Annotated in this window: 11 protein-coding genes; 4 read left to right on the top strand and 7 right to left on the bottom strand. The window is 46.7% G+C overall.

What is annotated here, in order from left to right; all coding sequences use genetic code 11:
* Positions 1 to 583: 583 nt before the first annotated feature.
* Both HPS53_RS05490 and holA read right to left on the bottom strand, forming a co-directional pair.
* Positions 584 to 1,054, bottom strand: coding sequence for a helix-turn-helix domain-containing protein (locus tag HPS53_RS05490; RefSeq protein ID WP_104368840.1), 471 nt, complete (start codon positions 1,052 to 1,054; stop codon positions 584 to 586).
* Between the two features lie 776 nt (positions 1,055 to 1,830).
* Entirely contained in the window at positions 1,831 to 2,856 is a 1,026-nt protein-coding gene (holA, locus tag HPS53_RS05495) for a DNA polymerase III subunit delta (protein WP_172204929.1), read from the bottom strand.
* Positions 2,857 to 3,098: 242 nt separating this feature from the next.
* Between holA and HPS53_RS05500 the strand changes: the two genes are divergently transcribed.
* Positions 3,099 to 3,551, top strand: coding sequence for a type I restriction enzyme HsdR N-terminal domain-containing protein (locus tag HPS53_RS05500; RefSeq protein WP_172204932.1), 453 nt, complete (start codon positions 3,099 to 3,101; stop codon positions 3,549 to 3,551).
* Between the two features lie 328 nt (positions 3,552 to 3,879).
* On the opposite strand, the gene HPS53_RS05505 is transcribed toward HPS53_RS05500, so the two are convergent.
* A complete protein-coding gene (locus HPS53_RS05505; protein ID WP_104368843.1) occupies positions 3,880 to 4,725 on the bottom strand; it encodes a zinc ribbon domain-containing protein in 846 nt (281 codons plus the stop codon).
* A 9-nt stretch (positions 4,726 to 4,734) separates the two neighbouring features.
* Positions 4,735 to 5,520 (bottom strand): Nif3-like dinuclear metal center hexameric protein, encoded by a 786-nt coding sequence (locus HPS53_RS05510; RefSeq protein ID WP_104368848.1) that lies wholly within the window; start codon positions 5,518 to 5,520, stop codon positions 4,735 to 4,737.
* Between the two features lie 171 nt (positions 5,521 to 5,691).
* Here HPS53_RS05510 and HPS53_RS05515 point away from each other — a divergent pair, with 171 nt between their 5' ends.
* Positions 5,692 to 6,945, top strand: a complete 1,254-nt coding sequence (locus tag HPS53_RS05515; protein ID WP_172204935.1) for a TlpA disulfide reductase family protein — start codon at positions 5,692 to 5,694, stop codon at positions 6,943 to 6,945.
* Here the strand turns inward: HPS53_RS05515 and HPS53_RS05520 are convergent.
* From HPS53_RS05520 to HPS53_RS05530, 3 genes are read right to left on the bottom strand one after another with little or no spacing between them, the layout of a single operon-like run.
* The gene (locus HPS53_RS05520; RefSeq protein ID WP_172204938.1) at positions 6,940 to 7,788 is read right to left on the bottom strand and encodes a DNA/RNA non-specific endonuclease; all 849 of its coding nucleotides are present in this window, start codon (positions 7,786 to 7,788) and stop codon (positions 6,940 to 6,942) included. The two genes, HPS53_RS05515 and HPS53_RS05520, sit on opposite strands and share 6 nt — an antisense overlap.
* Positions 7,789 to 7,805: 17 nt before the next feature.
* The gene (locus HPS53_RS05525) at positions 7,806 to 8,594 is read right to left on the bottom strand and encodes an ABC transporter permease (RefSeq protein WP_104368846.1); all 789 of its coding nucleotides are present in this window, start codon (positions 8,592 to 8,594) and stop codon (positions 7,806 to 7,808) included.
* Between the two features lie 3 nt (positions 8,595 to 8,597).
* Positions 8,598 to 9,245 carry an ATP-binding cassette domain-containing protein gene (locus HPS53_RS05530; protein WP_172204941.1) on the bottom strand — a complete coding sequence of 216 codons (648 nt, stop codon included), beginning with the start codon at positions 9,243 to 9,245 and terminating at the stop codon, positions 8,598 to 8,600.
* 1,170 nt (positions 9,246 to 10,415) lie between these two features.
* Between HPS53_RS05530 and HPS53_RS05535 the strand changes: the two genes are divergently transcribed.
* Positions 10,416 to 11,192, top strand: a complete 777-nt coding sequence (locus HPS53_RS05535; RefSeq protein WP_104368961.1) for a dihydroorotate dehydrogenase electron transfer subunit — start codon at positions 10,416 to 10,418, stop codon at positions 11,190 to 11,192.
* Entirely contained in the window at positions 11,180 to 12,091 is a 912-nt protein-coding gene (locus HPS53_RS05540; protein WP_172204944.1) for a dihydroorotate dehydrogenase, read from the top strand. Before HPS53_RS05535 ends, HPS53_RS05540 begins: the two co-directional genes overlap by 13 nt.
* Positions 12,092 to 12,185: the final 94 nt, after the last annotated feature.

Consider the following 12,185-nt stretch of genomic DNA (forward strand, 5'->3'; position numbering starts at 1 on the left):
GTTTTTAAGGATGCCGAGCGGGCTTTGTCATTTTGCAACGGGCACCTTATTGGCCTGCATTTAGATACCCGTTGCTCTGCGATTAGCGTCTAAACGTCTTTCATTTACTTGCCAATCACGTTCCAACGAGCGTCCCGTTGCGGCAAAAACGAATGTTTTTCACCTCACCGCAAGTATGCTATCGCGTTATGTATAGCCCTGTATATCGTGCGGATTTTTCTGTTTCGAAGAAAATAAAGATGCCTTTTTAATGATATTTTTATTACATTCCGACAATAGGTTTCACGCTTAAAAACACCATACACTATCTTGGCATTATATAATCATCACCACGCCAAGAGCAAATTATCACATTCCTGGACAGCAATTGAAACATAACAACATCCTATATACCCGAATATACGAACTGCCTCATCAATATCAATTACGTAAAACCCGGCAATACCCATAAAAAGTCACAATGTCCTAATGATTTTACTCATTACTTCTCATAGAAAAACAAGCCTGATAAATATCATTTTTTATGGTTTATACATTAAATAATTGAATAGTAATAGGTGACATTATGAGATAAAAGAAACACTTATTTACCTTTTGACGGTACAAACGTCTCGTATGTAAGGTCATCGAAATAAATCTTTATCTCGGTGATTTTTCTTTGTGGCCTGTCAATATATTTTATCTCTTCACGGATAATTTCGGGACGTGTATTTCTTACACCATTCCCTAAGCTGTCCGCCTGAACCATCGGCGGGGTAGCGGCAGGACTCTCGTCATCGAAATCAAGAGTGGCTTCAATTCCTATCTCTGCCTCCTCCTTGCCAATGGCGGGAGTACTGTCACGTCCTGTAAACATCTCTCCCGAACCGAACATAAGCCAATCTGTATTTATGTTGGGAATTTTCTTTTTTATGGCTTCGACTATGTTCAGGGTGGGACGGGTACGTCCGTTGAAGATACTGCTGAGCGAAGCCGGTGACATTTCAATGAACTGGGCGAACACTTGCTGGCTCATGTGCTGAGCCTCCATTATCTGTCTTATTCTATCTTTCATTACCGTAAAATAACTGTTTGAGGGCTTTTAGCCCAAATTTTCATTGCGTTTACAAAGATAAACCTTTTTTCTTGTATACGCAACAAATGTTGATTGAATTTTAAATACTGATATTTGGATTTGTGTTTTTAAACTTGTAAACTATAAACGGGTAAGGCTTCATATCATTAGTTGTGATTTGTAAATGTGAATAATGTATGTAAACAGATAATAAACATGAAATAAAGATTATTTAGTTAAAGTACTGGTTGTTAGCTAAGTATCAACATATATATTACGGGGATATGTGTTATAACAGGTGAATATTGACTAATAAAAGGACATTTAGCCGTGTTCTACTTCAATATTTATATACAAACAATTGGATTTTAGATGTTTATAGTGAATAAAAAGACCTGTATTTTTATAAATTTAAATATCCGAATAGGAGTGTTTGGATTTTAATATTTACATTTTACAACTCACATATTTGTCTTTATAAATGTAAATACAATACATTTTTAATTCATTTAGTGTTAATTGTGTTTTGATTTACATTTCAATATTCAAGATATTAAACCTTAATAAATGCGAACACTGAATTTCTCAAGAGCCAAAACAAGAAAATTCGAGAATACGGGGAAATTTCGAACGACGGTCCGAAATAAAAAAAATAAGCGAGTTTTGAATGGGGTAAAAACACCCGAAATGCCTGATTTATATAGGAGTTAGGTATAAAAAAAGCACTCCTTACGAGTGCTCAATCTAGAAAAAAACAGTCATTAAAAAGCCGTTTTTCAATGCAAAATGAAGAAAATAAGCTCTTTCATCAGCTCTCCTGCAGGCGTATTAGGGTTGTCAAGTCCCTTACTTTTGGCATCTGTCTCTCTAATTCGGGAAATAATCTGCATAACTTTCATTCCCGTGTAATTTCGCATGCCTGTCATATAGTCTTTGGCGGCCCACGGATTGCGTAGATCCAGCCACTTGGCAACCTGCTCCGGACTGTTCTTTTGAGGACAATAATATGCTATCAGCAAATTCTGGAAGTAATTGAAGAGCATCGGAAGAAAACCGTATATGCTTCCGGCCTTGGGATTTTCGTCAAAATATTTCATTATCTGATTTGCCTTGAATATGTTGCGGTTTACTATCGCGTCACGCAACTCAAACGAATTGAAATCCTTGCTCACCCCTATCTGCTGCTCTACCAGCGCCGGTGTAACCCTCCTGTCATTCTCTGGCATGGCAATTAGCAATTTTTCAAGCTCGCTCACAAGTCGCAACAAGTCTGTACCTATAGAGTCTGCAATTATCTGTTGCGACTTTGGATCGATAGAGGCTCCTCGTCCACGGAGGTATGTTTCGATAAAAGGAGGAAGATCCCGTTCACGAAGTTTCTTGCTCTCAAAGATTATTCCAACCTTGTCTATCGACGAAACTATTTTCTTCCGCTTATCGAGCACTCCGTTTTTATGACACATCACAAGCACAGTCGATGTCAGCGGATTTCTTAAATAAGCATCGAGAGCATCCAAGTTCCGTATGTTCTGAGCCTCTTTGACTATGACAACCTGACGTTCAGACATCATCGGATAACGCTTAGCCGCATCCACTATCTGAGCCGCCGTCACGTCTGAACCGAAAAACACAGTCTGGTTGAAGTCTTTTTCCTCATCAGCGAGCACATTTTCCGCTATATAGTCAGCAATCTTATCTATATAATAAGGTTCGTCGCCCATCAGATAATATATCGGAGCATACTTGCGGGCTTTCAAATCTCGCATTATTCCGTCATAAGTCACTGTTTTTAATTCAGCCATTTTTCTTTTCGGTTATTATTTATTACTTTTGCAAAGGCAATTGACTACGGCTAAAGCAAACGCCCGTCAAAGCCATCCGGATGACTATCCGGCTCATGCCGATACTGGTTTAGCCCCTGCAAAGTTAGCGCAAATCGAGAGCAAGGAAACTTGTTTCTTATTGCCGAGATGAAGCCTAACTTCTGCAAAGTTAGTGCAAATCGGATGGAATACAAAACAAAAGCAAACTATTTTGGTTTCTTATGACGTACAGATTAAACCTGCCACGGTTTGACGCAAGAGTGGCTAAAAACGGTGACAGATACACCATTCTCGACACTCTGCGACGCAAATACGTGGCGCTGACACCCGAGGAATGGGTCAGACAGCACTTCATACATTATCTCATAGAGCATAAAGGCTATCCGGGAGTATATCTTGCCAACGAGATCGAATTACGTATAGGCGATAAAAAGATGCGGTGTGACAGCGTTTTATACGACAGCGACCTGCGACCGCGCATAATAATGGAATATAAAGCTCCAACCGTTCAACTCACCCAAAAGGTTTTCGACCAAATAACGGCATACAACATGCTTCTCCACGTAGACTATATTATAGTGAGCAACGGAATACAACATTATTGCTGCCGCATGGATTACGAAAACAACAGCTATTCTTTCTTACACGAAATACCAGATTACAGAAATTTATAAGGCATCAAAATGGTGATTGTTTCAATATTGAAAACAATATGTCCAATATAAAAAAGACTTGTTAAAATCCATAAGAAACAAGAATTTTAATGCGCAAAAACGCTTCGATAAAATCACAAATGCACTTAAATAAGAATAGGAATACACCTCGATTAAAACAAAAAAGAACTTCAATAAAAATTAAAAAAGAACTTCAATAAAAATACGAAAACAATATATTCAGACACCGAAATACTATAAAAAAGCAGAAAAGCCATACCGTCCAAATACAAAAACACTCCCGTCAGGATTTTCACTATTCTGACGGGAGTGTTTATTTCACTTGTATTTAAGCCTCTGTCTCGCTCTCTTCGGTCTTCGCCGTCTTGCGAATGGCACGCTTGCGGGTCTTCTTTTTATCTTCCATTGCGCTTGGCTTCTCTGTCTTCACACCGGCCAACTCAGGATCGATAAGTATTCGTCCGCAGTATTCGCACACGATAATCTTCTTGTGCATCTTGATGTCGAGCTGCCTCTGTGGCGGTATTTTGTTGAAGCATCCGCCGCAAGCGTCACGCTGTACGTATACGACGCCAAGTCCGTTGCGCGCATTTTTGCGTATACGCTTGAACGACATGAGCAGTCGTGGCTCTATCTTCGCCTCGAGTTCTTTCACCTTTATCTTCAGTCTTTCCTCCTCGGCACGTGTCTCTTCCATTATCTCGTCGAGCTCGTTCTTCTTCATTTCAAGGTCGTTACGGCGCTCTTCGATAATCTCCTCACTTGCCTTGAGGTCTGCTTCCCTGTCGCTGATACGTGCGGCAGCCTCGCGGATCTTCTTGTTGCAAAGTTCGATTTCAAGCGATTGGAACTCTATTTCCTTGCTCAAAGTGTCATACTCACGGTTGTTTTTCACATCGTTGAGCTGTGTCTTATAACGCTCCACACTTGCCTGAGCCTCAGCAATCTCCGCTTTCTTCTGGCTTACAGCCTTTTGGAACTCGTCGATCTCCGTGCGGATTTTCTCTATTCGGATGGAAAGCCCTTCTATTTCGTCTTCCAAATCCTGAACTTCAAGAGGCAACTCGCCTCTGAGCGACCTCTTCTCGTCAATTTCCGACAATGCCGATTGAAGTTGATAGAGAGCTTTCAATTTCTCTTCCACAGACAAGTCTGTAATTTCTTTCTTTGCCATGATTATATCTTAAATATAGATTATTGGGTTGGTGCATGTCCCGGCGATATGCAACGGCAATGCCGGACACGCCTCCCCGATTATTGATTTGAATATCTCGCTTGTATATTGCTCGCTCTGGTAATGGCCTGTCACGCATATCTGGATTTGCTGTTCGCGACCGAAAAACACATGATAATGCATCTCGCCGGTGATGAACGCATCCGCACCGGCAGCCACCGCGTCGTCAATAAGGAAGTCGCCGGCCCCGCCGCATATCGCAACGCGATGTATCGGTCGGTTTAACAGCTCGTTACACTGTGCACACTGCACGGCAAACTGCCTTTTCACCAACTCCACGAAGTCGCCGGCAGCCATCGGTTCGGTCAGCTCACCCACCACTCCGCTGCCTGCTTCCACGCTTCCGACAGTCTTCCCTGCCATAAACCTGACACCGGTCAGGCCAAGTTTCTCTGCTATCTTGAAGTTGACCCCGCCCCGTGCATTGTCCATATTGGTGTGCATCGAGACTACGGCAATATCGTGCTTTATCGCTTTCATCACCGTGCGTTGCACGTAGTCGGCACCGGATATGGTCTTCAAACCACGGAACAGCAACGGGTGGTGCGACACGATGATGTTGCACCCCTTGCCTATCGCCTCGTCGACGATAGCCTCGTTCACGTCAAGACACAATAAAGCCCCTGACGCTTCCGCCTCCGTCAATCCGATTTGCAGGCCGGCATTGTCCCAACCTTCCTGCAATGGCAGAGGCGCGAATGTTTCAAGGGCGCTCAACACTTCCTTTATTTTCACGCTGTAATATTGCTTTTTCCGCATGCAAAGTTAATAAAAAAGCTTGAATTGCAAGTATTTATCACGCAAATTAACCGTTTTTTATGACCGGACAGCCTATTTGTCGGTATTTTTATGTACCTTTGGCACATACGAACCGGAATAACAATACATTATTATATACATAGCATCATGACAAAGACGTATCTCATTCTTGCGGCAATCGCACTGTCGTCAATATCCGGCGCGGCCCAAACCGCCAAAAACATAACCCGCATCGAAGGCACGGCCGTGAACTATCCGAAATGCGAAACGCTTTTGGTCTCCGAGACGGGAACGGATGTCCGCGTGAACAAAAACGACACGATACAAGTGGTCGACGGACGCTTCTCATACGACCTGATTACCGAAGGAATACCGACTGTATATGAAATTGTGCCTCTCAACGAGCATATAAGAGGCTCGCATCCCGTCACAGAGTTCTTCGCGGAGACCGGAACAGTCAACATCACGTTCACCGACGATGGCAAACCGCGGGTCGTAAAGTCGGACGCGCCGCTCAACGCCGAGTACATCAGCTTCAAAAAAGAAAGCAAAAGACTGTTCTTTGACAAGATGAGACACCTCAGTGACAGTATCGACAGTAACGGGCTGAGATTCACTCCCGAGGCGAACATCCTGATAGACAAGACCAAAAAGACGACAGACAAACATGAACTCGACTCCCTCAGACTATTACTTGGTGAGCTTGAAAAACATAACAAAGTATACTCGCAGGCTCATTACGACCTTGAAAACGCATGGAAAAAAACTTTCCGCAAGCATATAGAGTACTCACTGGCTTACGCCGAGAACAACGTTACACCCGTAGGACTGTACGTTATAAAAGATGCCACGACGAATAAAAGGCTCTTTGACGAGCGGCTCTTATCCGAAACAGCCGACGTTTTCAACCGCATCTACGCGAAAAAATATCCCGACCACCCGATGAGCAGAAGTATACGCAACTTCATCGCCTCGCAATCCATAAAGCCGGGAGGCCGCTTTATCGACTTCACCGCACCCGACATCGAAGGCAGAGAACACACCATCTCCGGGGAGATAGCCGGCAAAGTGGCCCTGATAGACTTCTGGGGGTCGTGGTGCGGGCCGTGCCGCAGGCTGTCGAAGAGCATGATTCCCGTATACGAGGCATACAAAGACCGCGGCTTCACGATTGTGGGCATAGCCCGGGAGCGCAAGGCGGAAGACATGACGAAAGCCATTGCAAAAGACGGTTATACGTGGCTTAACCTCCTTGAACTGAACGACAAGGGGCGTATATGGGAGAAATACGGCATCAGCGACCGCGGCGGCACCACGGTATTAGTAGACCGCGACGGCAAAATCCTTGCCGTCCACCCCTCGGCCGAAGAGGTGAAGGCTATACTGGAAAAGGTGTTATAGCCAGTCGTCGATATCAGCGTCGGCTTCAACGACAGTCTCTATATCATCTGGAAGTGCCGGGAAAAAGTCGTAACCGGTGATTCGTTCCACCTCATCCACGGTGTTCACGTAATCGCCTTTCGGCCTGTTTCCCGACATATTCTTATATATAAAACCGATGGCCGAAGGATTGTCGCCCAACCGCAAAACCACCTTGAAAAACGCGTCAGGCACCACAACTTTGCTCTTCCCTATCCTCTTATGCTTCCCGTCATACAGTATCGGCCCGCAAACGATATACAGACTTCCGTATTTCTCCGCCCAACGGCGACACATTATCTCCATTTCATTCCAGTCACCGGAATTCAGTCCCTGGACCTGCGGACAGGCATTTGTAAACAGGAACGATTCCGATTGGGCCGCCTCGCACCACTTACAGTCTGCCGATGGGCACATGTGCCCTCGATCATAACCCGAGTTATAGTAATCCCTGTCTGTCGCCCGAGGTTCCGGCACGTCCACGTCTTCACGGAATTTCAGTCCGGCGCGCTTGAATGGGCCGTCTGTATGATCGGCAGTGAGGTTCCACGCCACCCAATTGGGCAGTCTTGTATCCTTATTATAAGACACCGTATACGCCGTACGTCGCAAGATCTGTTCACCCGATGCCGGCCTGAATGCAGGCAGCGCGATATCCGCCATGTCGGGCAGGGGTTCCTTTTCCAAAACGACTACGGTATCTTCCGTCTCGCCACGGCCTATGTCTCCGCCCATCAGTGGCTTGCCACCGGTAGACATGTTGCACGCCGACAGCACCGGAACTAAGGCCATGGCATATATGGCAACCACATTTCTTACAGTCATTTTCCTCTTTATCATGTTCAAGATCTCCTGCGTATGTCTTTCAACCGCCCGTATATGTCGAACGAACGGCGGTCGGCAAGATATAGCGTGACCACAAGCGACAAAGCCGAGGCCACAAAAGCAATCACTACAATCATCATCTGGTACTTTATGGCTACACCCGGAACAGAGCCGCCGAGTATCTGTCCGATCATCGTGCCCGGCATGGCTACAATCCCCATGACAGCCATGTTGGCAACACAGGGGGCGAACGACTTTTCCACCGCACGCCGCACGAAAGGCATCACAGCCTCAACATGGCTTGCACCGTTGCCCAACAGGTAATAGTACAGCCGGCGGTCGCCCTGCAATCCGTCGTAATATGTATTTAAGGCCATCACGCTCACACCGAGCATGTTGCCAACAAGAAGCCCGATGACAGGCACGAAATAACGCGCGTCAAACGGATTTGACAGTCCGAGAACGAACATCAGAAAATAAAGCCCGACAACCATTGCCGAGCCGCAAAACCCTCCAAACAGCGGAACCACGGCAAAACCGAACCGCAAGCGGGTACGCTGAGCCACAGTAAACGAGGCCACAAGCACGATCAGAGCCACCCATGCAAGATTTATCCACGGGTCGTTCCACTCGAAGAGATACTTCAAGTATAGACCTATCAAGAAAAGCTGCACAACCATACGTACAGCCGCTATCACCGTGGAACGCACGAGACGCACTCCGAGCCTATGAAAAAAATATATCGGCATGGCAAGCAGCAGCAATCCCACGCCCAGTCCTAAATATGATATATCTATCGTGTTCATCGTCTATAATCCTCTATCATGATATGTGTCGCCCATCGTTATTCTCCTGTCGCATGCCTCGGCAAAAGCAGTGTCGTGGCTCACCAGCAGCGCAGCGCATCCCCGCGAAGCCATGTCCCGGATATACCCGGCCACGAGGGCGGCCGAATGCTCATCGAGCGCAGATGTCGGCTCGTCGGCTATAAATATCGGTTTGCGCAGCAATCCGCACACCGAGAGCGCAATACGCTGGCGTTGACCGCCGCTTATCTCGGTCACCTTCTTATCGTACAACCCAGTGTCAAGCCCCAGCCGTCCCCACTCTTCCATCAGCCTGTCTTTCGAAAAGAGCAGGTTTCTGTTGGCTTTCAGTCCGAAAGGCAAAGCCACCATTTCACGGACGCTCTCCACCGGAAAAGCAAGTTCCTGCGGCAAATACGACATCTGCTTGCGAAACTCAACCGCCGAAGATGGCGTGAGTAATTCACCGTATATACTGATATGGCCTTCCGAAAGCGGCACGAAACCGAGCACGGCACGCAACAATGTCGTCTTTCCACATCCCGACCCTCCGGTGACACACACCATCTGTCCCTCACCGACAGACAACGACAAACCAGCGAAAAGCTTTCTGTCGTCCATCCTCACCGATGCTTTATTCACTTCTATCATTATTATCCGTCTGTTTATTCGGTCATGTCTGTTAAAGCGCCTTCCGGTTCCGGGCACCCGGACATGCCAATGGCCGGAAACCTTTTACGAAAGACAGACACAAAGGTAATCAAAATGAGCGGAAACAGCAAGGAACCATTCTCTTTTTGAACCTTCCGGTTTCATATCCCTCCATTCTCAAACCCGCGGCTTGTAATAAAAATATCATTAAAAAGGCATCTTTATTTTCTTCGAAACAGAAAAATCCGCACGATATACAGGGCTATACATAACGCGATAGCATACTTGCGGTGAGGTGAAAAACATTCGTTTTTGCCGCAACGGGACGCTCGTTGGAACGTGATTGGCAAGTAAATGAAAGACGTTTAGACGCTAATCGCAGAGCAACGGGTATCTAAATGCAGGCCAATAAGGTGCCCGTTGCAAAATGACAAAGCCCGCTCGGCATCCTTAAAAACGTAAGCAAGCGTATTATATTGATAAACAGAACGTTGCGAAAACATCAAAATATGCCGATATTTTCGCCCACGGGATTATAATTTTGAAATAAACGAATTATAAAAGGGCTTTTGTCAATATTGTTGATAATGATATAACATTTATCCAAAATTATTGTTTAACCTGCCTGCGTATTGAATATAGGGGTTAATCAAGAAAGAAACTCAATAGATGGATATATCAAAAGACACTATTAGGACGACAAACACAGATTGATTATTGCTCTGTTATCACCCAAAATGTCCACTCAGCACTTTTGCTATGCAATCCATCCCCCCCCCAAAAAAAAAATGTCCAACCTGCCGAAAAATTTTAATTATAATCATTATTTAGGATCTTTGGGGATAGGGATGCCGCATAGTCCTAATAAAAGCGTGGTTTTACAGTCTCCCGAATAAGACCGGAAGTCATGTGTTTTTTATTGTCAGACAGGTGTAAATACATTATTAATATATCGTCTTGCTGATAAAAAAATAGTATCTTTGCAGGCGTAAAACAGTGCGGATATGCTACTTTGCTGGTATTTGATATGGCAGAGCTCCTGTTTGGCGGCTCTCGATTTGCGCTATCCTTGAATACGCCCTGTTGGGTTCCGGTATGCTGAAATGCAGGCAGGGAGCATCCGGGTTGGAATTACCAATGATGAAAAGACCATAATTTGAAACAGAAAATATGAAGAAATGCATTCTCGACCTTACGGTCAGGGCAGTGGAGAAGGTCAGTGAAAAGTATGTGCTTATACGGCTGACAGATGACAAACCGCTGCCCGACATGCGGCCGGGGCAATTTGTGGAGGTACGTGCCGACGGTACGGCCGACACTTATTTGCGCCGCCCTATATCAATAAATTTTGTAGACAGGGATGCCAATGAGCTGTGGTTGCTTGTAGCCATGATTGGCGACGGTACCAGGGCGATAGGCTGTGTGAGTGCCGGTTGCAAGTTGAACTGTGTGCTTCCGCTCGGAAACGGTTTCACCATGCCTCATACTCAGGCCGAACGGGTGCTCCTCGTGGGTGGCGGTGTCGGTGTGGCTCCGCTTCTGTATATGGGTGCCGAGATGCGCCGCATGGGTTGCGAGCCTGTTTTTCTGCTCGGTGCGCGCCGTGCCGCCGACTTGCTCATGATTGGCGAGTTCGCTAAGTACGGTCGTGTGTGCGTCACCACGGAAGACGGGTCGGCCGGGGAAAAAGGTTTCGTCACCAATCACTCCGTGCTCACGGCCGAGCGTTTTGACCGCATCGCCACGTGCGGTCCTAAGCCGATGATGATGGCCGTGGCCCGATATGCGCACGGTGAGGGCATTGAGTGCGAGGTGTCTTTGGAGAATACTATGGCTTGCGGCATCGGGGCTTGCCTTTGCTGCGTGGAGAAAACTGTGGCCGGCAACCTCTGCGTATGCAAGGCCGGGCCGGTGTTTAACATAAAAAAACTATTATGGCAGCTTTAAATGTGAAGATAAGTGACGGGCTTGAACTGAAAAATCCCGTGATGACAGCCTCCGGAACGTTCGGTTACGGCATTGAGTTCGCCGATTTCGTGCCTCTCGACGGCATCGGCGGCATCATCGTGAAAGGAACAACGCTCAATCCCCGTGAGGGCAACGACTATCCCCGCATGGCCGAGACGGCTCACGGAATGCTCAACTGCGTGGGGCTGCAAAACAAAGGGGCAGACTACTTCTGTGAATACATTTATCCGCAGATAAAGCATATAGACACCAATATGATAGTGAACGTGAGCGGCTCGTCGCCCGACGATTATGCCGAGTGCGCGTCAAGGATAGACACTCTTGAGGGCATCCCAGCCATCGAGCTGAATATATCGTGCCCCAACGTGAAAGACGGCGGCATGGCTTTCGGTGTCACATGCGAGGGCGCGGCGAGCGTGGTGCGTGCCGTGCGCAGGCGCTATGGCAAGACACTCATTGTTAAACTGTCGCCCAACGTGACGAACATCGCCGACATAGCCCGTGCCTGTGAGGCAGAGGGTGCCGACAGCGTGTCGCTGATAAATACTCTAATGGGAATGTCGATAGACATAGAGCGGCGTAGTTCACGTTTGAGCATCGGCACCGGCGGACTGAGCGGACCGGCCGTGAAGCCTGTCGCCCTGCGCATGGTGTGGCAGGTGGCGAAAGCCGTAGATATTCCGGTGATAGGTCTTGGAGGCATCAGCAACGCCACTGATGCGATAGAGTTTATCATGGCCGGTGCCACGGCTATAGAGATAGGCACGGCCAATTTCGTGGATCCTGCGGTGACGATAAAGGTGCGCGACGGTATAAACGAATGGCTCGACAATCACGGTTGTGCCTCGGTAACGGAGATTATCGGTGCGTTGAAATAGGCTGTGGCAGTGTACGGTATATTGCCGGGTGACTTTCTCTTTCCATAAATATTTGATGTAAGTCATCAATAAATGTCTGTGATAAAGTATGTAT

The organism is Prevotella sp. PTAC (assembly GCF_013166535.1).
Lineage (GTDB): Bacteria > Bacteroidota > Bacteroidia > Bacteroidales > Bacteroidaceae > Prevotella.